General features: G+C 54.9%; 19 protein-coding genes. 13 read left to right on the forward strand and 6 right to left on the reverse strand.

Annotation, left to right across the window (positions count from 1 at the left end; all coding sequences use genetic code 11):
• Nucleotides 1-133: 133 nt before the first annotated feature.
• From carB to VN12_RS10790, 11 genes are all read left to right on the forward strand, one after another.
• Nucleotides 134-3379 (forward strand): carbamoyl-phosphate synthase large subunit, encoded by a 3246-nt coding sequence (carB, locus tag VN12_RS10740; protein WP_146676797.1) that lies wholly within the window; start codon nucleotides 134-136, stop codon nucleotides 3377-3379.
• Nucleotides 3380-3381: 2 nt separating this feature from the next.
• Nucleotides 3382-4278, forward strand: coding sequence for a hypothetical protein (locus tag VN12_RS10745; protein WP_146676798.1), 897 nt, complete (start codon nucleotides 3382-3384; stop codon nucleotides 4276-4278).
• Between the two features lie 6 nt (nucleotides 4279-4284).
• Nucleotides 4285-4617 carry a DUF1805 domain-containing protein gene (locus tag VN12_RS10750; protein ID WP_146676799.1) on the forward strand — a complete coding sequence of 111 codons (333 nt, stop codon included), beginning with the start codon at nucleotides 4285-4287 and terminating at the stop codon, nucleotides 4615-4617.
• Between the two features lie 194 nt (nucleotides 4618-4811).
• A complete protein-coding gene (locus VN12_RS10755) occupies nucleotides 4812-5372 on the forward strand; it encodes a cysteine hydrolase family protein (RefSeq protein WP_146676800.1) in 561 nt (186 codons plus the stop codon).
• Between the two features lie 77 nt (nucleotides 5373-5449).
• Nucleotides 5450-5785 (forward strand): rhodanese-like domain-containing protein, encoded by a 336-nt coding sequence (locus tag VN12_RS10760; protein WP_146676801.1) that lies wholly within the window; start codon nucleotides 5450-5452, stop codon nucleotides 5783-5785.
• A gap of 21 nt (nucleotides 5786-5806) precedes the next feature.
• Entirely contained in the window at nucleotides 5807-6883 is a 1077-nt protein-coding gene (locus VN12_RS10765) for an isoaspartyl peptidase/L-asparaginase family protein (RefSeq protein ID WP_146676802.1), read from the forward strand.
• Nucleotides 6884-6942: 59 nt separating this feature from the next.
• The gene (locus tag VN12_RS10770; RefSeq protein ID WP_205855247.1) at nucleotides 6943-8820 is read left to right on the forward strand and encodes a sulfatase-like hydrolase/transferase; all 1878 of its coding nucleotides are present in this window, start codon (nucleotides 6943-6945) and stop codon (nucleotides 8818-8820) included.
• 41 nt (nucleotides 8821-8861) lie between these two features.
• Nucleotides 8862-9635, forward strand: a complete 774-nt coding sequence (locus VN12_RS10775) for an SMC-Scp complex subunit ScpB (RefSeq protein ID WP_146676803.1) — start codon at nucleotides 8862-8864, stop codon at nucleotides 9633-9635.
• A 1721-nt stretch (nucleotides 9636-11356) separates the two neighbouring features.
• Entirely contained in the window at nucleotides 11357-11734 is a 378-nt protein-coding gene (locus VN12_RS10780) for a TA system antitoxin ParD family protein (RefSeq protein WP_168164330.1), read from the forward strand.
• Complete coding sequence (locus VN12_RS10785; RefSeq protein WP_168164331.1) at nucleotides 11731-12342, forward strand: zeta toxin family protein; 612 nt, start codon at nucleotides 11731-11733, stop codon at nucleotides 12340-12342. Before VN12_RS10780 ends, VN12_RS10785 begins: the two co-directional genes overlap by 4 nt.
• Nucleotides 12339-12950, forward strand: coding sequence for a hypothetical protein (locus VN12_RS10790; protein WP_146676806.1), 612 nt, complete (start codon nucleotides 12339-12341; stop codon nucleotides 12948-12950). Before VN12_RS10785 ends, VN12_RS10790 begins: the two co-directional genes overlap by 4 nt.
• A 394-nt stretch (nucleotides 12951-13344) precedes the next feature.
• Here VN12_RS10790 and VN12_RS26180 read toward each other — a convergent pair whose 3' ends face one another.
• Together VN12_RS26180 and VN12_RS10800 are read right to left on the reverse strand one after the other, a co-directional pair.
• Nucleotides 13345-13791, reverse strand: coding sequence for a hypothetical protein (locus tag VN12_RS26180; protein ID WP_205855248.1), 447 nt, complete (start codon nucleotides 13789-13791; stop codon nucleotides 13345-13347).
• Nucleotides 13792-13907: 116 nt separating this feature from the next.
• Nucleotides 13908-14357, reverse strand: a complete 450-nt coding sequence (locus tag VN12_RS10800; RefSeq protein WP_146676807.1) for a hypothetical protein — start codon at nucleotides 14355-14357, stop codon at nucleotides 13908-13910.
• A gap of 305 nt (nucleotides 14358-14662) precedes the next feature.
• Between VN12_RS10800 and VN12_RS10805 the strand changes: the two genes are divergently transcribed.
• Nucleotides 14663-17155, forward strand: coding sequence for a DNA topoisomerase (ATP-hydrolyzing) subunit A (locus VN12_RS10805; RefSeq protein ID WP_146676808.1), 2493 nt, complete (start codon nucleotides 14663-14665; stop codon nucleotides 17153-17155).
• Nucleotides 17152-19065: a type IIA DNA topoisomerase subunit B gene (locus tag VN12_RS10810; protein WP_146676809.1), complete on the forward strand. Its 1914-nt coding sequence runs from the start codon at nucleotides 17152-17154 to the stop codon at nucleotides 19063-19065. The genes VN12_RS10805 and VN12_RS10810 overlap by 4 nt, the downstream gene beginning before the upstream one ends.
• Before the next feature lie 5 nt (nucleotides 19066-19070).
• On the opposite strand, the gene VN12_RS10815 is transcribed toward VN12_RS10810, so the two are convergent.
• The 4 genes from VN12_RS10815 to VN12_RS10830 all read right to left on the reverse strand — a co-directional run bounded on the left by VN12_RS10815 (nucleotide 19071) and on the right by VN12_RS10830 (nucleotide 23100).
• The gene (locus VN12_RS10815; RefSeq protein ID WP_146676810.1) at nucleotides 19071-20015 is read right to left on the reverse strand and encodes an amidohydrolase family protein; all 945 of its coding nucleotides are present in this window, start codon (nucleotides 20013-20015) and stop codon (nucleotides 19071-19073) included.
• Between the two features lie 19 nt (nucleotides 20016-20034).
• On the reverse strand, nucleotides 20035-21306 hold the full coding sequence (locus VN12_RS10820; protein WP_146676811.1) for an NAD(P)/FAD-dependent oxidoreductase: 1272 nt from the start codon (nucleotides 21304-21306) through the stop codon (nucleotides 20035-20037).
• 292 nt (nucleotides 21307-21598) lie between these two features.
• On the reverse strand, nucleotides 21599-21895 hold the full coding sequence (locus VN12_RS10825) for a hypothetical protein (protein WP_146676812.1): 297 nt from the start codon (nucleotides 21893-21895) through the stop codon (nucleotides 21599-21601).
• Between the two features lie 125 nt (nucleotides 21896-22020).
• Nucleotides 22021-23100, reverse strand: coding sequence for a 3-oxoacyl-ACP synthase III (locus tag VN12_RS10830; protein ID WP_146676813.1), 1080 nt, complete (start codon nucleotides 23098-23100; stop codon nucleotides 22021-22023).

Consider the following 23100-nt stretch of genomic DNA (forward strand, 5'->3'; position numbering starts at 1 on the left):
TAAGTTCTGTGGGATTTTGGTCACCGCAGAACTTCGGACCGTTGGCAGAGTAGAACCGCGACAAAATGCTGGAGTTTTCTAGGCAGGTGGCCTCTTTTGAGCCATTTCCCCTTGAAAATTTTCAGGTTTTGCTGTGCCGAAACGGACTGACATCAAGAAAATCCTTCTCATCGGTTCCGGCCCTATCGTCATCGGGCAGGCGTGCGAATTCGATTACTCTGGCACACAGGCTTGCAAAGCCTTGCGCGAAGAGGGGTTCGAAGTCGTCCTCGTGAACAGCAATCCCGCCACGATCATGACCGATCCGGCGACGGCGGAGCGGACCTATATCGAGCCGTTGACTTGGGAAATCGTCGAAAAAGTCATCGAACGAGAGCGTCCCGACGCCATTCTCCCGACATTGGGAGGTCAAACGGCATTGAATATCGCCATGGATTTGGCCCGCGAGGGAGTACTCGAGAAGAACAACTGCGAAATGATCGGGGCCAACCCTGAGGTCATTCACAAGGCCGAGGCCCGCGATGCATTCAAATTGGCGATGGAAAAGATCGGCCAAGAAGTCTGCAAAGGTTCCGTGGTTCATTCGCTCGATGAAGCCCGCAAAGTGCTTCAAGAAGTGGGTCTCCCCTGCGTGGTACGCCCCAGTTTTACCATGGGGGGAAGCGGGTCGGCGATCGCTTACAACCGTGACGACTTCGAAGGCCTCGTCCAAAACGGCTTGACCCTTTCACCGATCACCGAAGTTCTCATCGAAGAGTCGATCATCGGTTGGAAAGAATATGAAATGGAAGTCATGCGCGATGTCGACGACAACGTTGTCATCATTTGTTCCATCGAGAACTTCGATCCCATGGGGGTCCACACCGGCGATTCGATCACCGTCGCGCCGGCTCAGACGTTGACCGATAAAGAGTACCAGCGGATGCGCGATGCCAGTCTCGCCATCATCCGCGAGATCGGCGTGGAGACAGGAGGGTCCAATATTCAGTTCGCCATCCATCCCACGAATGGGAGGATGATTGTCATTGAGATGAATCCTCGCGTCAGCCGTTCCAGCGCCCTGGCCAGCAAGGCAACGGGGTTCCCCATCGCGAAGATTGCAGCCAAGCTGGCTGTCGGCTTCCGATTGTGGGAGCTTCAAAACGACATCACCCGTAAGACGCAAGCTTGCTTCGAACCGACCATCGATTATGTCGTGACCAAGATACCTCGCTTTGCTTTTGAAAAGTTCCCCGAGGCCGACTCCACCCTGACCACGCAAATGAAGAGCGTTGGCGAGACGATGGCGATCGGGCGCACGTTCAAAGAGTCCTTCCAAAAAGCATTGCGAGGGCTCGAAGTGGGAGCGTTCGGATTTGGATCCGACAGCAAAGACCTTTGGTATACCGATCGACGACCAGACGACGAAGAGATCAATAACAAGCTTTCGAAACCCAATGCCGACCGCGTTTGGTATCTACGCTATGCCTTGCTCAGCGGAATGTCGATCGATGAAATCCATAACATCACCGCGATCGATAGATGGTTCTTGGACCAGCTCTCGGAGATTGTGGAGATGGAGAAGTATCTCCGTACGCTAGGGAGCGCCGGGGCCGTGGACCGCCCCACGCTAAGGCAGGCGAAACAAATGGGATTCTCCGATCGACAGCTTGCCCATATTCTCGGCAGCGACGAGATGGAGATTCGAGATTGGAGAAAATCGCAGGGGATCGTCGCCACCTTCAAATCGGTCGACACCTGTGCTGCGGAATTCGAGGCATACACCCCTTATTATTACAGCTCGTACGAAGAAGAAAACGAGGCACCGTCCAAGGGGGACAAGAAGCGCGTGATGATTCTCGGCGGTGGCCCCAATCGGATTGGTCAAGGGATCGAGTTCGATTACTGCTGCTGCCATGCCAGCTACGCCCTTCGCGAGTTGGGAATCGAGTCGATCATGGTCAACAGCAATCCCGAGACCGTGAGCACCGATTACGACACCAGCGATTTGCTCTTCTTTGAGCCTCTAACAACCGAAGATGTGCTCAACATCTATGACACGGTTCAACCCGACGGTGTCATCGTGCAGTTCGGTGGACAGACTCCGTTGAATTTAGCCAGGGCGCTCGCCGATGCAGGGGTTCCCATCGTGGGTACCAGTGTCGAGACTATCGAAGACGCAGAGGATCGCGAGAAGTTTCAAGCGTTGCTGCATGAGCTCAAACTCAAGCAGCCAGCGAACGGCATTGCGCGCACGATGCTGCAGGCGCGTTCAGAGGTTCAGAAGATCGGCTTCCCATGCTTGGTCCGCCCCAGCTTCGTGCTCGGTGGTCGTGCTATGGAGATTTGCTACGACTACTCGCAATTCGATCGATTCATTGCCGAAGCGTTTGTCGTTGCCCAGGGACAACCGGTCTTGATCGACCGATTCCTCGAGGATGCAACCGAGGTCGACGTGGACGCCGTCTCGGATGGCGAAGACGTCGTCATCATGGGAGTCATGGAGCACATCGAGGAGGCGGGTGTTCACTCCGGAGATTCCGCGTGCGTGATCCCACCCTTCTCGCTGAGCAAAGCGGTACTCGACGAAATCCGGCATGCGACCGTCGCCATGGCGAAGCGTTTGCGGGTCATCGGACTGATGAACGTCCAGTTTGCGATCAAGGAAGAAGAAGGACGCCCGGTTGTTTATGTATTAGAGGTCAATCCGCGAGCTAGTCGAACCGTTCCGTTTGTCGCCAAAGCGACAGGAACTCCGGTCGCCAACATCGCCGCCAAAGTGATGGTGGGTTGCAAACTGAAGGATTTGGGAATCACTTCCGAGCCCATTCCTCGCAGCGTTTCGGTCAAGGAATCGGTCTTCCCCTTCCGAAAGTTTGCTGGAGTCGACATCGTTTTAGGACCGGAGATGCGCAGCACCGGCGAAGTCATGGGGGTCAGCGACGATTTTGCTTTGGCCTTCAACAAGAGCCAAATCGCTGCCGGCGTTGTCCTTCCCAAATCGGGGAATGTTTTCCTAAGCATCTCCTCGCGACATCGGGCTGGCATTATTGATATGGCCCGCCAACTGCATGAGATGGGATACAAACTTTTGGCTACCTCCGGAACCGCAGCGGAGCTCCAGCGAGGCCACATTCCCGTTGTCCCGATCAAGAAGTTGGCGGAGGGTAATCCTAACCTCATCGATTACTTGAAGAATGGAGAGGTGTCCCTCATTCTCAATACCCCGAGCGGCAAAGGGGCGCGAACCGACGAAGGTCGCATCCGAGCCGCCGCGGTCCAGTTTGGAGTCCCCTGTATTACCACGGTGGCGGCAGGGCGGATTGCCATCGAAGCGATGTCCGTGATGCGTGAGAAGCCCATGACCGTCCTTTCGCTTCAAGAACGATTCTCTAGCTAGCGATGACTCACCTCCGATGGACACCGAACGCATCTGTCAGCGCGCTCCATGCAGCTGACTTTGCCGACCGCTTCCCCGATCAGTTCGTAGATCGTTCCGTCCTATCCGCCCTTCAACGCGAAGCGAATGAACTGAACCGACTCATCGAGGCAACTGCGGGTTCGCAAGCCCCCTCGCTTTGGTCCATCTTGATCTCGACAGCAGCCGATATCGAATCGAATCACGAGCTGGTTTCGGCCGTGTTGCGAAAAGCGGTTGGAGAATGCGGCCCCCACGTGGTGACATCGATGTCTGGCAAGGTCACCGAAATCGAAGCGGCCTTCAAACAATTGTTTCCCAAATTCTCCGATCAGATCCTGTTTCGAAGCAGGCCGTTGCAGGAGCATTGGCTTGGGTTTGGAAACGGGCTTCTCGCGCATGTGGGAAGATTGACCGAGAAGGAACTTTTGGCAGAGGAGGTACGCGTAGTTCCGGTGCAGCCTGTTGTTGGGGGGGCAGGTGTCGCTCACTCTCATGCGAACCTAGTTCGCATTGAGGCGATATTAACCAATCCGATGGCCGAGCTTCCCGAGACAGTTCGTTTGGCTTGGTTGATATCCCAGGTACAATTGGACCTGCCTCGGTTCAGCGACATGTTAGGGGCGGTTACTTTGGCAAAGATCGCCCCGCTCGCCATGCTGCCACCGGTGTTAGCGGCCTCGCAAGTTCTCGAACTGAGTCGATGTACCAGTGAGATGGCAGCCCTGGCCATTGAACATTGGCACATACCGATCCCTGCAGGAGCGGATGTGCACGATCAAGTCGCGCCGAGCCTCATGGATTGGTGGGAAACGTATCTTCAAACCCGACCTGCGTGGCATGTCGCCATGCAGGCGCTTTCAAAGATGCTGGGAGATTAAAAGATCATGTCCCTGACGAAGCTTGGTTATTCCCATCGGATTCTTGAGACACCGTACGGCCCTGTTTTGGGATGCAGTTATCGATGGCCGACCGGCCAATACTGCGCGATTCACACCGACCAAGGGATTCTGGGTTGCGGACTTTACGATTGCGAAGTCGCGACCAAGTTTTCGATGCCGGTCGCGATTGCGAGAGGGACACCCGACAAACCGCTTCGCGAGCCAGAGGACCTTTTAGAAGCGAAGGTCGCAGAGGTCAGCGAGGCCGCCATGCAGGCTGGGGTTGTACCAGGAATGACCGGGCTAGAAGCGATCGCAAAGCTTCTTCGCTTCTCGTAACGGGCCTCTTCGTAACAGTCCCCTTCTTAACGGGCTCCTTAGTTGGTTGGCTCCATAGTTAGGGCCCCCTCCATCGGCTTCGGGCCTTACTCAAGCCCGGTACGGGCTTTGGTTGTGGTAAAACGGTAGGAGATTCTCTCCCATGCCATGCCCCCCGAGTGGCGTTATCCTACGTAGGAAAGGTGTCATAGAAAATGAAGCGAGCATTGCTGGTCATCGATGTTCAGATGGAGTACTTCACCGGTGCGTTACCCATCACCCATCCCGCGGGGCATTTGTCGAAAATCCTCGAGGCCTTTGACGCGGCCCGCGAGGCGCAAATACCGATCGCCGTGATCCGGCACCACCAGCCGAACGCCGATTTTCCTATCTTTCGCAAGGGATCTGAGCAGTGGGAACTGCATCCAGAGATCCAAGCCCGTTCTTGCGATATTTTGATCGATAAGACCCTTCCCGGAAGCTTTACCGAAACCCCGCTTTCGGAGTGGCTGGCATTGCACCAGGTGAAAACCATTTCCATCGCAGGGTATATGACCCACATGTGCTGCGACACGACCGCCAGGCAGGGGATGCACCGAGGATTTCAAGTCGAGTTTTTGTCCGACGCCACTGGGACTTTGGAGCTGGAGAACGCGGCAGGCAAGGTATCGGCAGAGGAGTTGCACCGCGCCATACTGTGCGCCCAGCAGCAGATGATTTCCGAGGTTTTGACGACGGCCGAATGGATCGCTCGTATTCGTGGAACTGGCCACTAGAGTTTCACCATTCGCTGAGTTCTAATGCACGCTCCTCTCGAGCCCTGATCCCCTTTATTTATCTCGTTAGAGCGTCTATGGAAATCGATATCCATACCGTGAGTCGTTGGCTGGATTCCAATCAAGACAACGCTGGGAAACCTGTTGCTTTGGTCGATTGCCGCGAACCCCATGAATTCGACATCGCTAAGATTGATGGCGCGATCTTAATGCCGATGAGCCAGTGGCCTCCCTCGGCAGAATTGCTGTCGGAGCTTGAAAACAAAACCGTTGTGGTCCATTGCCACCATGGTGGACGTTCGCTCCGCGTGGCGAACTGGTTTCGACACAATGGCCATCCTGAAGCGCTGAGCATGGCGGGTGGCATCGACAAGTGGAGCATGGACATCGATCCATCCATCCCTCGCTACTAACCAACGCTAAGGACTATCCCGATGCAATACAGACCATTTCAAATGCTGAGTAGCGCCCTTTGCGGACTGCTATTATCCAGCGTGGGTTGGGCCCAATCGAGTACAAGTAATCAAGAAAAGCGAGCAACGGTGAACGAGACGAGTGGTTGGTCCATTGCGATCCACGGCGGGGCAGGTGGCGATCCAGCCAAACTGACTCCAGCCATCATCGAGAACAAATCGAAGGGACTGGAAGCCGCCCTGAGCAAAGGGGTCTCCTTGCTGAAACAAGGCGGTAAGGCGGTCGATGTCGTGCAGGCGGTCGTTGAAGTTCTCGAGGATGATCCTCACTTCAATGCGGGACGGGGAGCTGTGTTCAATGACATCGGAGATGTTTCCCTCGACGCGAGCCTGATGGACGGAAAGGATTTATCGTGCGGCGCTGTGGCGAACGCCACGAAAGCGCGCAATCCCATTCGATTGGCTCGAGCCATTCGCGACCTCACCCCTCACGTTTTATTAGCAGGCCCCCCGGCCGATTTGTTCGCTGAGCAGGCCGGCATTCCGCTTGAATCGCAGGACTACTTCAAAACCGACGAGCAGCGTGCCAATTGGGAGAAGTGGAAAGAACGTCAAGCGAACAAAAAAGGTGCAACGAGTCGTTATGACTACGACAACCCCGAAGAGCGCCTATTCCACTTCAGCACGGTAGGGTGTGTTGTTCGCGATGCCGACGGAAACCTAGCGGCCGCAACCAGCACCGGCGGATTGCTTGGAAAGAAGTTTGGGCGGGTGGGTGATTCACCGATTATCGGGGCCGGGACCTACGCGAAGAACGATACCTGCGCCGTCAGTTGCACCGGCGAAGGGGAGCTCTTTATCAAGCATCACATTGCATCGGCGATTTCCACTCGCATGGAGTTTTTGGGAGAGACGTTAGCCGACGCGGCGAAACATGAAATCGAAAAGACGCTTCCTTATGATTCGGGAGGAATCATTGCGGTGGATGGAAAAGGGAATATCGAAATCCATTTCAACACCCCAATGATGGCCCGTGGCCGCGCCTCGAGCAGCGGACTTTTTCAAATCGGGCTCGTCGATTGGATAGAAAAGAAGTAGCGAGAGCGGTTTTGGCGGTAAACTAAGCGTTCCTTTCCACTCGTATCGAGGAATGTACGATGAACGCTTGGCAACAGCTTATCAGACGTCTACCTACTTCGGCCCCGTTCCATCGCAGGGTGCTCTCTGCGACGGTAACGCTAATCACGATGCTTGCAACCAACGTCTCGATGGCGTTGGAGGATTCCTCGTTCGAGTCCCGCACGCGTCCCAACGTTGTCATCATGCTGGCCGACGATGCGGGATGGGGTGATTTCACCTCTTCGGGGAATCGATCTGTCTCCACCCCGAATATCGATTCGCTCGCGACGTCTGGAGCGAAGCTCGATCGATTCTTTGTTTGCCCCGTCTGCTCTCCTACGCGTGCTGAATTGCTAACGGGGAGGTACCATCCACGCGGGGGAGTTCGGGGCGTGTCCGAGGGCGCCGAGCGACTCAATCTCGATGAAACGACGCTCGCTCAGATCTTTCAGTCAAATGGCTATGCAACGGGCTGCTTTGGGAAATGGCACAATGGATCCCAAGGTCCTTACCATCCCCGCGCCCGAGGGTTCGATGAGTTTTATGGATATACCGAAGGCCATTGGGGCGAGTACTTCAATCCGCCTCTTGAGAATCAAGAAGGGCGGATGGTGGAGACGAAGGGTTACATTGTCGATCTGCTTACCGATCGCGCCTTGGACTTCATCGACAGAAAGAAACAGCAGCCATTCTTCTGCTTCATACCTTTCACAACTCCTCACTCTCCCTGGGGTGTGTCGAAACCCGAGTGGGAACGATTTCGAGAAAAGGACATCGTCCAACCCGCTCGAAGCCGCGCGCAGGAAAAGGTAGACGAAACACGCTGCGCGCTGGCCATGATCGAGAATCAAGATCGCAATGTCGGGAGAGTCTTGAGCAAGCTCGAATCGCTCGGTCTGACCAACGATACCATCGTCATCTATTTCTCGGATAACGGGCCCAACACCGAGCGATGGAACGGTGGAATGAAGGGGCGCAAGGGTAGTGTGGACGAAGGGGGCGTGCGATCGATTTGCTATTGCCGATGGCCAAGCAAAGTCCCTGCGGGGAATGTTGTGCGGCCCATCGCCTCTGCGATCGATTGGTTGCCGACGTTGATGACCATGACAGGATTGACTGCGAAGCCACGATATCCTTTCGATGGTATGGACTTGAGCCCTTGGTTATTGCAATCCGGTAGCGCGGCATATCCGGTTCCCGATCGCATTCTTTACTCCACCTGGAACGGCAAGATCAGCGCCCGCACGCAAGAGTATCGCATGGATACCGATGGCAAACTTTTTGATATGGGGCAGGATCCGGATCAAACGAAGGCCTGCACGCTAAAGACGGATGTGGAACGCGCGGCCGCAGATCGACTCCGCTCCGCGATGTCTGCCTGGAAAGAGGAGGTTCTCGCAGGGGGAAAGCTGCCGGTGGACGATCGCCCCATCCCCATCGGATATGTCCCTTTGCCGATCGCTCACTTGCCAGCTCGCGACGGTGTGGGCCAAGGAAATATTCGACGAAGTGCCCCGGCGCCAAACAGCTCGTACTTTGTGAACTGGCAGTCCGCCGATGACTATATTGAGTGGAATGTCCGCGTGGAGACCGAAGGGGTTTATCGTGTTGCGATGGACTACACTTGTCCCGAGACAAGTGTGGGAACCGTGCTGCAACTTCGATTCGGCGATGTTCGCTTGGATAAGAAGATCGATGCTGTGTGGGACCCTCCTCTCTACGACGATCAAGATACGATAGAACGCCCCAAGGCGGAGAGTCGTATGAAACCCTTTCGCCACTGGGAGATGGGCGAGATACGTTTACCCAGGGGAGAGGGTCGTTTGCAATTGAGGGCATCTATGGTCCCGATGGGAACCGTGATCGATCTGAGGAGACTGACCTTGGAATTGCAACCCGATCTGCGCACGGAGTGAATGAGTCCTGCAGTGCGGAATTCTTGAACGAGGAGGGAGCCATGGTATTTGGTAGGAAGATCAAGAAGATAGAACCCCTGGAGACCGAACTGGCCGAGGTGAGAGAAACGGAGGACCAACCCGATGTCGGTTTGTCCTTGGAAGATTTGGGGAATGCTTACGCCAGAGCCATGGAGGAGCGTTCGGGAGTCGAGGCCTCTGAACTATCGGCATCGGTGGAAGATGCGGCGTTGCTCCCATTTCCTTTGTCCCCGAGTAGCGATCTCGAAGAGACACTCGCTGCACCCGAGGTCGGCGAGACCGATCATGTACCGGTGACTACGGAGACAGTGCTGGAGTCCATCCTCTTCTTGGGGACCCCCGATAGTCGGCCGATCGATGTGGAGCGACTTCAAAGTTTGTTCCGCAATATGCCTCGCGAGGAAATCGACGAAGCGGTCGGGAAATTGAATCAAAAATATCGACAGCAGGGACGGGCGTTCGAAATCGTTTTCGAACGAGGAGGTTACCGACTCCAACTGGCCGAAGCGATGTCGAGCGTTCGGGAGCGATTCTACGGAAAAGTAAAAGAGGTGCAGTTACCTCAATCCGCGATCGATTGTCTGGCTTTGGTCGCTTACCAGCCGGGGATTAGCCGGGAGCAAGTGGAGTCGCTTTGGGGACAGCCACCGCACGGGACCTTGAATATGCTCGTGCGGAAGGGACTGCTTCGCGTGGAGAGAGAAGGGAACGCGATGACCTACTACACCACCGATCGTTTCTTAGAGGTGGTCGGTGTCGATTCGATCGACGATCTCCCCCGCGAGGAACTGTGATCGAAGTCGCAGGAGCAACCATCCCGATCTCCAGCACCAGAGGTCGTATTTGAACGAACTCGATAACGCGAGTTCGTTTCGCTGTTTTGTTGCTTTCTACGTCGAGCAGCGCAACTCGGTCGTTCCCCATTTTGCCTTCCAAGAGCAGACACCCGACGAGATGGGCCGTGGAACCGGATTGAATGTTCCGGTCGACGTCAAACTGAAGCGAGCGAGGACGAAGCCAATGCAGCTTGGCCCCCCACCTTGGGCGAATGCGTCGCAGACAATAATTCTGGCTCCCTTCGCCCCGGCTTGGGGGAGACGGGCTTGGGATGAGGGAGAGAATGTGCAATGTCATAAGCTTTGTTCGACTCGATCACACCCAAAAGTTGGGCACACCCAAAAGGTGGGTGCCCCAAAACTCCGATGCTCCCCCCAACTAGGTGGGTGCCTCCTATTACTCGTATTTTCTTTCGTCCCTGCCGGGACTGACTCGATGATTGTGCGAATACCCAGCCTTGAAAGGCTGGGCTATTGTCTACCGTCCCTATCGGGACTAAGAGCACCGTGCCATCGAACAATCAGGGCATTACCCCAAAAGGTGGGCATCTCCTATTCCTTAGGTGGGTGGTCTCCTATTCCTTTTTTCCTGAGTGATGGCACTCCCAAAAGGTGGGTGCCCCAAAACTCCGATGCTCCCCCCAAACTAGGTGGGTGCCTCCTATTACTCGTATTTTCTTTCGTCCCTGCCGGGACTGACTCGATGATTGTGCGAATACCCAGCCTTGAAAGGCTGGGCTATTGTCTACCGTCCCTATCGGGACTAAGAGCACCGTGCCATCGAACAATCAGGGCATTACCCCAAAAGGTGGGCATCTCCTATTCCTTAGGTGGGTGGTCTCCTATTCCTTTTTTCCTGAGTGATGGCACTCCCAAAAGGTGGGTGCCCCAAAACTCCGATGCTCCCCCCAACTAGGTGGGTGCCTCCTATTACTCGTATTTTCTTTCGTCCCTGCCGGGACTGACTCGATGATTGTGCGAATACCCAGCCTTGAAAGGCTGGGCTATTGTCTACCGTCCCTATCGGGACTAAGAGCACCGTGCCATCGAGCAATCAGGGCATTACCCCAAAAGGTGGGCGTCTCCTATTCCTGTCTCCTATTCCTTTTTTCCTGAGTGATGGCACTCCCAAAAGGTGGGTGCCCCAAAACTCCGATGCTCCCCCTAATTAGGTGGGTGCCTCCTATTACTCGTATTTTCTTTCGTCCCTGCCGGGACTGACTCGATGATTGTGCGAATACCCAGCCTTGAAAGGCTGGGCTATTATCTACCGTCCCTATCGGAACTAAGAGCACCGTGCCATCGAACAATCAGGGCATTACCCCAAAAGGTGGGCGTCTCCTATTCCTTACGTTACCCCAAAAGGTGGGCGTCTCCTATTCCGTAATAGTTGTTCGCGAAGGAACTGCTCCAGGTATGCGTACCCGCCGAGGAAGTGCCCTGTGCGGTGCTGCCATTACAGCGATCTTCCCAGGTAGAACCGCCCACTCTTCCCCGATGTTGTCTTCGTTGATACTGGTGGTGGAGTTACGGAACCCGACTGAAAACTACCCACGAAAGTGATTTCCGGATTTTTTGCGATGGCCGAAGGCACCCGTATTCAAACTTTGCGGTCGCAACCAGTGCGAACTGGATTTGCGAGTAGCAAAACGCTACCATTGGATTGGAGGGTATATTCCATGGGTCAACCTGTAAAACTATCGGACGAGCTCGTCGACGATGCTCGTGCTGTTGTGCCATTCTCGCAGCGGAGCATTGCTGGGCAAATTGAATTCTGGGCCGGTCTCGGAAAATCGATCGAGCCTTTGCTTCGCGGCGATCAGGCGCTATCGCTTCAGATGGCGGGCGGAGAGCGGCCGTTATCGGAGCTTTTGGCGGAAGTGGGGACGGCCAAGGGCCGTAAACGTCTCGAAACCGTTTTGAAAAAACGCCCCTACCCGCATTTCAAGCCCGTCGCTGGCCACCCCGAGCTGATTTGCCGCATTGAAGAAAATGGCAGCGAAACGATTGGTCGATTTGTTGGGCGTGAATTTATCGCGGTCGAGGTCCCGCGTTGAACCTGCCGTTTAGCTTTCTTGACAAGCGTCCGATCATCATCGCATTGGCTGGCTCGAATGGTGCTGGCAAGTCAACGTTTTATGAAAGTTATCTATCCAACGCAGGTTTGCGGTTTATCAACGCCGATGAATTGTCCGCTTCGTTAGGTTTGGCTCCCTATGAGGCAGCCGAACTAGCTGCGTCAGTCCGTAGGGAACTGATAAATCAGCGAGAGAGCTTCATCTTTGAAACGGTGCTATCCGATCCCGTCGGCGAGAAAGTAGAACAGCTCGCTTCGTACGCTGCGCTCGGGTACACCGTTGTTCTCATCTTCATCCGCATCGAAAGCGCAGAACAGTCGAGCAGAAGGGTCGCCATGCGAGTATTCCAAGGCGGACATGATGTTCCAGATGACAAGCTTCGCACGCGATTCGAACGAACTCTTGCCAATCTACAGCTCGCAATAGAACGGCTCCCTCACGTCATCGTCTTCAGCAATGAGGACTTGCGTAATCCTTATCAGTTGATTGCGGCCTATGAAAGTGGACAAGCGATGGAGCAGAAAAAGATGAGTAATGGGTTGAAACGCGAGCGGAGCCAGCGTCGCTCCGGAAGGAGAATTCGATGAGCCGTCGAGAACGATTTATCCCGCCTACTGACGAAGAGTTGCGTCGGCTTGAAGAGGCACACATCGAAAAACAAAAGCTTGTCGAAAGCAGGAAAGGGCTGATCGCAAAAACTCTTCGAACGCAACGCAAAGAATCGTTGGTTCAGATTTTGACCAAAGTGTGCGACGAGAATATCCACGCACGCTGGATTATCGAAGCTGAACTTGGGATGACAAAACCAGTCGAATTGTTGCGGCATGACCTCCGAGAAGCGATTCAACTCGCTACACATGTTGATGAAAAGCACATCAACTACAACTTCTCTTTCGATTGGGATGCGTACGCTGAAGTTAAGCGATTGATGGAGATGCTGGTTTCTCTATCGGCGATTCCAGAAGCAATGGAAATTGCTATTCACTTCATGGAAAAAGCCAGCCGGCAAATTGAGTATAGCAACGAAGGAATGATGCTCGAGCAAGTTGAGGCAGGTCTGCATCCCATTTTTGAAGCCCTCGAAAATCACGATGAGACACAACGCTCGGAATGGGCTTTACGATTGCAAACAGCAGATCGAGTTGGATTCGTATGTCACGAAAAGTTAAAAAGATGGACAAACAATCCGAGGTAATGTTGAAAACGGTCAAGGGTCCAAGCAATCCAGGACTTGCGATTTAAGCTTGGTGCCTTTGCTTTATTGGCACGAATGCGGTGTGGTAATCCTTGTCATTGACTTTTGGGCCATTTGGATTTCTTGTAAGTCCGTTACCATGAGATGGTGGAGGAAATCGTGAATAACCTACCCTTAGCTCCAAGACAATTTTGGTAGAGGATCGCCGATCAAGAACGCGTGACGAAGTAAGATCTGACCGGTTGGGTTAAGTCCGCTTGAAAGCCGAGCGCGGCGCACCTCGTAGGCCAAATCGCAGTTGCTAGTCGAGCGGTCTCAGCAACCGGAGCGCGAGTGCGTTCCGGCTGATGAATACTTTTGTCTACCGCACATCCCTTCGCGAGGGAAGCTGTTATTACCAGGGGCCGCGAACTGGATAGACACCGAATTGATCGGTGTGGCTTGGCCAATAAGGGGTTGCCTTGAACACACCACCTCCGCCACCGTTCGAAGCTTTGCCGCTGAACTGATGGTAAATGGGAGTCATGGTGTTTTGCGAAACGCCCCACGAGTAATTCGATTGCATCGTTACGGTCGGTGGGACAATGAGCGCGGTGGGTTGACCTGTTCGGAGCCAATAGTATTCCCCGTGCCAAGGTTGGTTCATCGATTGGTTATAGGCCCAATAGTCGCCCCAAGTGGAAGGTCGGGCCCAAGCGGCTCGGTATCCGACCCCAGGCCCGCTACTCACTTCAACGGTGCGTGCCGCGGAAAATCGTGAACCGAATTGAGCGTCGGCAGAAGAAGACTGAACAACGACCGCGGTGAGTGCGGTCGCTGCGATAAGGGAAAAACGAAGCATGGACAGAGGTCCTGTTTTGAAGTACCAGTGAATAACCTACCCGACCACTCCATGATCGGGTACGGCTGCCAAATTGAATTCGACTGGTCTCCGACTCAGCCCTGCCTAGTTCGAGATCAGCGAGGGATCTCGAGCATTTTGTAGACTCGTTTGCCGGCAGTTCGGACTGGCGGCGAGTAGTATTTTGCATGCGTGCGGTTCAGCCCCATTCCATTGTCGTAGTAGGAATGATACCGATCGCTGTGGGCGTATAGAAACTGGTGAGGGTACAGGGGCTGATACGTGTTGTATGTGTGCCCTACCCAGCCTGGAACTCCGATCGGGGAAATGTACATCCCCGCTTCGGCTTGGTTGGCGTAGCCTCGCGTGAAGTAGTTGTCGAACAGCGGTTGGGTGCCTCGCCCAGCCATTTGTCCGAAGCTGTCCACATACCCGCCGCTGACAGGCGAGTAGCCGACAACTGCTCCGCCGCAGGAACCATCGTTGCACTGCGCGTGACTCACGCCAGTTTGCGCTACGGCAATTCCGAGCGCCACCCCTAGTGTAGTTGTAACCTTCCGTAGCATTCGCATCTCTCCTGAGCGATCTGGCGACCTTGACCGGGCGTTCATGAATGGGAAATTCCACCCTGGTCTTCGTCGGCGAGCGGGGGAGACGGGATCGACCGTTTTGATAGCAAGGCTCCGAAAAAGGAGAAACGGCGGTCGAGACGTAGAGAAAAAACGAATCATGACGAGAATTCTAGCGTAGACCTCCCAACCCGCATCGTTTAACTTTTTCGAAAGTCTTCAGGGCTCTTGTTCGAAGGAGTTCCGAGGATGTCCATGACGCGACAACGTGATGTTTGAGTATTAGTGAGGAAGGGAAAAGGATGGCGAAACGCGGTACTTCGGGCGTTCCCGACGGCAGGGGTCAGGACGACGAGAACCAGGAGGCCTCCCCCGTCAAGAAGACTCGACGCAAAGGGGGAGCCGAGCCCAATCTCTTTGATGAGCTCTCCGAGGACGGTGTCCAACCCATCGCCTTGAAGGACGCGGCACAAGCTCGGTATTTGAACTACTCCCTTTCGGTCATCACCAGCCGGGCACTCCCGGACGTCCGCGACGGCCTCAAGCCCGTGCAGCGGCGCATCCTGTACCAGATGGACCAAGAGGGGATGCGATTCGGGACGAAGCACCGAAAGTGCGCCAAAGTGGTCGGGGAGGTGATGGGTAACTTCCACCCCCACGGCGACTCGGCAATCTACGACGCGCTCGTGCGCATGGCTCAGTCCTTCTCGCTCCGCGTCCCGTTGGTCGACGGGAGCGGGAACTTTGGCTCTATCGACGGGGACAACGCGGCGGCCATGCGTTACACCGAGTGCCGCATGTCCGCGATCGCTTCGGAGCTGCTCGCCGATTTAGGAAATGGTACCGTCCCCTTCAAACCCAACTACGACGGCTCTCGCCTCGAGCCGGTCGTGCTCCCCAGCCGTGTCCCAAACTTGCTCCTCAACGGCGCGACGGGAATTGCGGTCGGGATGGCAACCAATATCCCCCCCCATAATCTCGGTGAAATCTGCCGAGCCCTCCTCAAACTTCTCGCAGACCCCGAGATCAAAGACTACCAGCTGGTCGCCAATGATGCCGTACAAGGTCCCGATTTCCCCACCGGCGGGATCGTGATCAACACCAAAGAAGAATTGCGAGAGATCTACCGAACGGGCCAGGGCTCCATTCGCCTCCGAGGCAAAACCGAATCCGGTGGTGAATCCAAAGGGAGCAAGCTACTGCACATCACCGCGATTCCCTACGGTGTCAACAAATCGGTTCTCGTCGAGCGCATTGCCGATATCGTCTTGAGCGGAAAGATGCCCCTGATCGAAGACGTTCGAGATGTCTCCACGCGCGACATCCGAATCGACTTGCAGCTTCGCAAGGACGCAGACGAACAAAAGGTCTTGGCCTATCTCTACAAGCATACGCCGCTGCAAACCAATTTCGCAGTCAATATGACTTGCTTGATTCCAACCGAGAACCCGGAACTCGGTGCACCGAATCGTTTGGGATTGAAAGAGATTCTCTGGTTCTTTCTCCGGTTCCGTTTGGAGGTCGTCACCAAGCGACTGGAGAATGAACTGGCCGCATTGCTCAAGCGCATGCATATCCTCGAAGGCTTTGTTCTTATCTTCGATGCGTTGGATGAGATCATTCGGATCATCCGGAAATCCGAAGGCAAAGCAGATGCAGCGGAGAAGATCATGGCGAGATTCCCGGCCGCGAAAGGAGGATTGGATGCTGACCAGACCGATGCAATTCTCGAATTGAAATTGTATCGATTGGCTCGATTAGAAATCAATTTGATCCAAGACGAGCTGAAAGACAAACAAAAGCGCGCGAAAGAGATTCAGCGACTGCTCAAAGAGAAGACCGACGACACCAACAACTCGGGCCGTTGGGGTATTGTCCGACAGGAGATTGAAAGCCTCATCGGTGATTACGGTAAGCTGAAGGAAAACCTTCGCAAGACGGAGCTTCTCACCGTCGATGCGGAACCGGAATACAACGAAGAAGATTTTATCGTCGCGGAAGATTGTCATGTTCTGCTCACACGCGACGGATGGGTGAAGCGACAGAAATCGATTGCAGATCCATCCAAGAGTCGGCTGCGAGAAGGAGATAGCGTCCTCGCGATCGTTGCCGGATCCACCCGCTCCACCGTCGCATTCTTTTCGTCGTTCGGGGTTTGCTACACCACTCGGTTCATCGACATTCCGGCTTCGACCGGGCATGGCGAACCAGTGCAGAAGTTATTCAAGATGAAGGATGGGGAGAAAATCGTCTCGGTGCTGTCGCTCGATCCGCGCGCCATCGGTAATATCGCCGAAGATCCAAAGCATCCGGATTATTGTCCCGAGGTTCACGGCTTTGCAGCCACTTCCAGCGGTTTTGCGCTCCGATTCGGTTTGCAACAATTCGTCGAGCCCTCCACCAGGAGCGGGCGCAGGTTTGCGCGTGTCGCACCGGAACATGGTGTGATCGGTGTCGAGGCGACTCATGGAACGGAAACCGTACTGGCGATCAGCGAAGAATGCCGCGCTATGGTTTGCTCGAGCGAGGAAGTGAACTATCTATCGGGGGCTGGAAAGGGTGTGATGCTCGTCAAACTTTCCAAGACCGATCGATTGCTCGGATTCAAGCTTTCTACCGCCGACCGAGATCTACTTGTGGTCGAAACAAATCGGGGCGCGCAGAAGACCATTTCCACAGCGAAATACAACACGACTTCGCGAGGTGGACGGGGTATTGAAATTCAGAAGAACGGCAAGATCTCTTCGATTGTCGTGGCCCCCATCACCTCAGCACCTACGTTGGAGAACTCATGAGCTCGACATCTGCGTCCTACACAGCAGCGGATATTGTTGCCCTCGAGGGCTTGGAACCGGTCCGAAAGCGTCCGGCCATGTACATCGGTGGAGTGGGGAGCGCCGGACTCCACCACTTGATCTGGGAGATCCTCGATAACTCGGTGGACGAGGCGATGAACGGTCACGCCTCGGAGATCATCGTCCAGTTGCATAAGAACGGGAAAACGATCACGGTCTCCGACAACGGCCGCGGGATTCCCGTCGACAAACATGCGAAGACCGGGAAAAGCGCCCTGGAGATCGTCCTTACCGTCCTGCATGCGGGGGGCAAGTTCGAAGGAAAGAACTACAAAACATCCGGAGGTCTTCACGGGGTCGGTGCTTCGGTCGTGAACGCGCTCTCCAAAGAATTGATCGCCATCGTGAAGCGCGATGGTGTTCAGTACAAGATGGAGTTTTCACAGGGAAAGCCGACGACCAAACTGCAAAAGGCTTCCGGTGCATCGCGTGGTTCAGGAACTTCGATCACTTTTACACCTGATGCGACGATCTTCCCGAAGACCGAGTTCGACCCCGAGTTGATCCGTCAGCGGCTTGAGATCGCCAGCTTCCTGCATCGAGGCGTCAAGGTTCATTTCCATAACGACGTCGATGGTGCAAAAACCACATTCTTCCACGAACAAGGCATCGTGGATTACCTAGGCAAGGTGCTGGAACAACGAGTAGCGAGCCCCATTCACGATCTGGCGTTTACGTTTCGTAAAGATGGCGACGAACGGGTTGAAGTCGCCATGCAATGGACGGAGTCGACCGATGAGCATGTCCGTTCGTATTGCAACGGCATTCCAACTCCGGTCGGAGGCACCCACGAGACTGGTTTCCGCGCTGGGGTTGGGAAGGCGATTCGCAATTACATCGACACCCATAATTTGACGCCCCGCGGTGTGAAGATCGGTCAAGAAGACATCCGCGAGGGAATGGTCGCCGTCCTATCGGTGTTCATCAGCGAGCCGCAATTCCAAGGTCAAACGAAGGATCGTTTGAACAACCCCGAAGTGCAGACATCCGTCGACAATGCCATTCGCCCCGTTCTCGAACAATGGCTGAACAACAATCGTTCGACAGCCGAGGCAATCGTCGCGAGAATCATCGCCGCAGCCCGCGCACGGGCCGCATCGAGAGCCGCCTCCGAAGCCGTATCGCGAAAAACAGCCACCAGCCGCGCGATGTTGCCAGGTAAACTGAGCGACTGCCTATCGACGGGACGAGGAAAGTCGGAACTATTCATCGTCGAAGGGGACTCTGCAGGTGGTAGCGCCAAACAGGGACGCGACCGCAACCATCAAGCCATCCTGCCGCTGCGAGGCAAGGTCCTCAATACCGAATCGGTTGCCCTTTCGAAGGTGCTGGAGAACAAAGAAGTCCAGGATATGGTGACGGCTCTCGGGTGCGGCATTGGAAAGTCGTTCGACATCTCCAAAATGCGATACGACCGTCTCATCCTACTCGCCGATGCAGACTCCGATGGCCATCACATCACAACACTCCTTTTGACATTCCTATATCGCCATATGCCAGGCTTGATCGCGGATGGTCGCGTCTTTATCGCTGTCCCACCCCTTTACCGAATCGATATCGGCAAAGAAACCTATTGGGCTGCCGACGAGGAAGATCGCGAACGCATTCTGGCCAAGAGCGATAAGAGATCCAAACCGGAGATCACCCGATTCAAGGGGCTTGGCGAGATGATGCCGGAGGTGCTCTGGGATACCACGCTAAACCCCGCTACGCGCCGATTGCTTCGGGTCGATATCGACGACCACCTCGAAACCGATCGAGTCATGAGCGACTTGATGGGACGAGATGCATCCGCTCGATTCCGCTTCATCATGGAACGGGCGGAAGAGGCGAGCGATATCGACGTATAAGAGCGTTAAACGCTAAAAAAAACTTTCGCCGCCGTATTCTTCAATAGATTGTTCGTATCCTCGGCGGTGAGGAATGCAAGGCGATTGCGAATCAAATCGATCGACGCACCATATGTGTGACCGTTTTCAATTTGGAAAGGACAATCGGAGGCCCACATCAATCGCTCCGATCCGAACGAAGTCACCAATTTCTGGATCATCGGTCCCAAATCATCGTAGGGCGGCTTCTTCTTACCGAGCGCATAAAATGCAGATGTCTTGATATACGTCTCCTCTCGATCGACAAAGCTCTTGAGATGGTCGAGGTCGGTATCACGCATGGTTCCGTCGATGCCAATGCGTGCGAAATGGTCGATCACCACACGCGTCTTCGGATACTCTTTGGCGAATGCGAGGATCCCAGGTAAAGCATCCGGGTTGGCTAGACAACACATGGCCAAGTTCAGGTCGGCAGCCGCAGCCCACATCCGGCGCATCGCCTGCGAGGTTTTCCACTTCGACACGTTCGATTGGTCTGCATAAAGACGAAATCCTCGCACTCCCTTTTGCTTCAGCGCAGCCATTTGTTTAGGGGCATCTTCACTGGATTCATCGATGATAGCTACTCCAGAAAAAACTCCAGGATGCTTCTCCATCACGTCGAGCATATAGCGATTGTCGAACGTGTAGAAATTCATCTGGATCAAAACAATCTTGGACACGCCCTGAGGCCTGCAATGGCTGAAAAGATCGCTCGGAGTGAAGCTTCCGGGCTGCATCTGCTCCCTGGTGAATCCCTCTGCCAGCGGATATGTCTGGGTGTCACCGGTCCAAACGTGGACATGCGCATCGATCCACTGTTGATCGCTGTCCTTTTCGAACGAGTAACCTTCGGTCGAAAGAGTGGAAAGGGCGGAGCAAGCAGCGGCACCGATACCTCCTTGCAAAAGACTTCGTCGATCGAGTGTCATAGGTAGGAAGACGTTTCTATCAAGCAGCGTAGCGGTTAGGAGATAGCCGATCCGCAACACCAGGAATCGAAGTCGCTTCGCCTGAAACAAGCTGCGTCGTCAGTTTTCCAGTGATGGGGCCCAAGCTCAATCCCATCATGGCATGGCCCGCAGCGACGGTCAAATTGTTCCAACCAGATGGCTTGCCAATATAGGGGAGGCCATCCGGGGTGACCGGGCGGAGCCCTACCCACGGAGAGATGCCCTCGAAATGCTGGGGCTTGAACCGGGGCATGTAACGTTGAACACTCTTGATCATGCCGCGGATCTTCTCAGGTGCAATGACATGATCGGGGTTTCCGATCGTCATCGTGCCACCGAAACGTAGTTTGTCCCCCATCGGTGTCACAGCCACCTTGGCTTCGCAAAGGATCGAGCAGACCGAGGGGAGTTCGATCGGCGTCGGAACCGTAAGCGAGTAACCCTTGCCGGCGAGCAACGGTAGTCGGATCTGGAGGGAGCGAACCAATTCCTCCGACCATACACCACCGCACACGACAAATTCATCCGCTGCAATTTCTCCGTGATTGGTAACGAGGGCACGAATGCGTGTCGAATCGGTTTTCCAACCGGTGACGTGGGTCTGCCACAGGAAGCGTCCTCCTCGCTTTTCGATTTCCGATTGCAAGGAGCGATTCAGCAGCTCCGGATCGAGATGGCAGTCTTTGGGGTAATAGACACCACCCTTCACCTGCAGGGTCACATTCGGATCGAGGGCCTCCACTTCGTTAGCTGTCAGCACCTGCGCAGGAACTCCTAAGTCCCGCGATTGCTGGGAGAGTACTACTTCCTCCTCCAACATCGCATCGGTATTGCAGAGCATGAGCAGCCCCTTCTTGACCAATCCGGATTGGATGCCTTGCTCGGCCCATTGAATGTAAAGGTCTCGCGATGCCAAATTCAAATCGCGAAGAAGCGGAGCTGCCTGCTCGACTTGGGCCTTGGTCGACGCGAGATAGAATCGTAGTCCCCACTTCAGCATGCTCATACTGAGCGAAGGGCGGATGGAAAAAGGAGACTCGGGATCTCGAAGCCACCGAATCGCCTGCCCCATTACGCCAGGTGCTGCGAGCGGTGTGAAGTGGCTCGGAACCACCATGCCGGAATTACCGTGCGAGCAATTATCCCCTTGGGATGCAATGCGATCGATGACAGTAACGTTCCATCCCTTTTCCAAAGCGAAATACGCGGTGGAGAGTCCGATGATGCCACCGCCAACGACGACCAAATCCTTTTTTGAGCCCGTAACCATTGCAACCGATTTCTATGATGAAAGATCAAGACGATTCGAACGAGACTGCCTGCCCCCGGAATGCCTGCCCCGGTTGGCGTCGCCGAGGGATCGCAAGATGCGGTCGTACGGCTCCTGCATGTTGTATCACTTCGACGTCCCAATTTCCATCGATGGACGAGGTTCCTCCTCGAATGATCCGGAGGGGATACCATTCCCCGATCGGCAAAGGGTCGAGATTCCCTGAAGCACTCAGGGACGGCTGCAGAAAGAGTCGCACCGAAGCGTGCCGGCACGGCCACTAATCACTGGCTTAACGACCGCCTCGAGATCGGAAGCGGGTAAGATTGCTGAGCAACTGATGGGAGCGAGCCGTCAATTGGGTAATGATAGTAGACCCGGTCAGGGAGTGTCCGTGCAGCTCGCTAGCGATCTCCGTAAAAACCGAGTCCGATTGGGTTTCCCTCATCTTCTCAATCTTTTCGTCGATCTCGCGCAGCTTCGCTTTGGCTCGTTCGATGGCTGCATCGGTCTGTTCGAGCCCCCCGTTGGCGTCGAGCATACACTGCTCCATCGAGACTGCTGCCCCGCCCAATGCATCGTTTGACATCTGCTTTTCCTCGCTTAGAGCCCAAAATCTAGGTTGGGGTTGAAACGAACTTTTGAAGCGGGGGTTTGGAAAGATGACTCACAAACCAAGTCAGTCAAACGAAAAATCTTGTGCCAGCCAAAAAATCAACCGAACGTTTCTTTCGCTACGTCAATCTGTCGGCAGGTAAGCCCCATCATCACGGAATTCAGACCAGACCCTATTCCCAACAGAGCGATGCGGGTCCCCCCATCCACAAACCCTTCTTCGACTCCCAATCCCAGGGCGGTGGGAAGTGCGACCGAGCCCGTATTTCCCAACCTCGCGAACGTACTGAAATCCCTCTCCAAAGGGAGCGCCAGACGCTCAAGCATCCTCCGGCGATGCGCTGTCCCAACCTGATGACACACGGTGCGTCCTATGCTCGCTCGCTCCCATTGCAATTCTTCGAGAAGAGCATCGAACGCTTGTGCCCCAGTCTCGATACCTGCCTCCAGCAGCAACTCGGAATCGGTCTGCATCGTGGGAGCCATCGACGCGCCAGCTTGATCGGTATCGCTCTGACACAAGTCATGAAACTCAGTCTTCGCAACGGCTACTGCCCCATGCACCGACGCCCCGCGCTCACCGAACAAGGAAGTGCGCCCAAGAAGCCAAGCACAGCTTCCCGATCCGATCGTCAGCGATGCAAACGCGGGCTTAATGGATTGCCTCGTCAACTCTTCATCCCCGAGAAGTTGGGCGATTGTTGCCTCGAGCAGGCCGCGACTATCCTCGGTACCAACCACGATACCCGCATCGATCACTCCCGCGTCAATGAGACTGGCGATCTGGACTGCTCCATTCATGACTCCGAGACAAGCATTCGAAAGGTCGTACACCCACGCCTTCGAAGGCAACCCCGCCAAATGATGGACGCGGCAAGCCGTTGCTGGTTCTAGGAACTCGCGGCAAACGCTGGCATGGATCAACGCTCCGATCCGAGCCGGTAACACATTGGCAGCTCGCATTGCCAGCTGGACACTGCGGGCGCTGACATCGCTCAACCGTGTTCCTCTTTCCCAAAGACGCCGAGATTGGATTCCGCTCATCCCTTCTAAACGTCCCTGCGGCAGCCTCAATCGCTCGTAAACAGGAGACAAGCGATTCTCGATCTCCTCGGAGGTGATGATCTCAGGAGGAAGTACGAATCCGACCGACAGGAGAGAGACGTCTTGAAACTGCAC

Source organism: Pirellula sp. SH-Sr6A (assembly GCF_001610875.1).
GTDB lineage: Bacteria > Planctomycetota > Planctomycetia > Pirellulales > Pirellulaceae > JBKCUI01.

What these genes read in the sequence shown, in the direction of transcription:
- VN12_RS10745 (WP_146676798.1), top strand. Translation starts at nt 3,382, where the DNA reads ATGACTCACCTCCGATGGACACCGAACGCATCTGTCAGCGCGCTCCAT.
- VN12_RS10760 (WP_146676801.1), top strand. Translation starts at nt 5,450, where the DNA reads ATGGAAATCGATATCCATACCGTGAGTCGTTGGCTGGATTCCAATCAA.
- VN12_RS10825 (WP_146676812.1), bottom strand. Translation starts at nt 21,895, where the DNA reads ATGTCAAACGATGCATTGGGCGGGGCAGCAGTCTCGATGGAGCAGTGT.
- VN12_RS10815 (WP_146676810.1), bottom strand. Translation starts at nt 20,015, where the DNA reads ATGACACTCGATCGACGAAGTCTTTTGCAAGGAGGTATCGGTGCCGCT.
- VN12_RS10805 (WP_146676808.1), top strand. Translation starts at nt 14,663, where the DNA reads ATGGCGAAACGCGGTACTTCGGGCGTTCCCGACGGCAGGGGTCAGGAC.
- VN12_RS10800 (WP_146676807.1), bottom strand. Translation starts at nt 14,357, where the DNA reads ATGCTACGGAAGGTTACAACTACACTAGGGGTGGCGCTCGGAATTGCC.
- VN12_RS10775 (WP_146676803.1), top strand. Translation starts at nt 8,862, where the DNA reads ATGGTATTTGGTAGGAAGATCAAGAAGATAGAACCCCTGGAGACCGAA.
- VN12_RS26180 (WP_205855248.1), bottom strand. Translation starts at nt 13,791, where the DNA reads ATGCTTCGTTTTTCCCTTATCGCAGCGACCGCACTCACCGCGGTCGTT.
- VN12_RS10765 (WP_146676802.1), top strand. Translation starts at nt 5,807, where the DNA reads ATGCAATACAGACCATTTCAAATGCTGAGTAGCGCCCTTTGCGGACTG.
- VN12_RS10770 (WP_205855247.1), top strand. Translation starts at nt 6,943, where the DNA reads ATGAACGCTTGGCAACAGCTTATCAGACGTCTACCTACTTCGGCCCCG.
- VN12_RS10755 (WP_146676800.1), top strand. Translation starts at nt 4,812, where the DNA reads ATGAAGCGAGCATTGCTGGTCATCGATGTTCAGATGGAGTACTTCACC.
- VN12_RS10780 (WP_168164330.1), top strand. Translation starts at nt 11,357, where the DNA reads ATGGGTCAACCTGTAAAACTATCGGACGAGCTCGTCGACGATGCTCGT.
- VN12_RS10750 (WP_146676799.1), top strand. Translation starts at nt 4,285, where the DNA reads ATGTCCCTGACGAAGCTTGGTTATTCCCATCGGATTCTTGAGACACCG.
- VN12_RS10810 (WP_146676809.1), top strand. Translation starts at nt 17,152, where the DNA reads ATGAGCTCGACATCTGCGTCCTACACAGCAGCGGATATTGTTGCCCTC.
- VN12_RS10820 (WP_146676811.1), bottom strand. Translation starts at nt 21,306, where the DNA reads ATGGTTACGGGCTCAAAAAAGGATTTGGTCGTCGTTGGCGGTGGCATC.
- VN12_RS10790 (WP_146676806.1), top strand. Translation starts at nt 12,339, where the DNA reads ATGAGCCGTCGAGAACGATTTATCCCGCCTACTGACGAAGAGTTGCGT.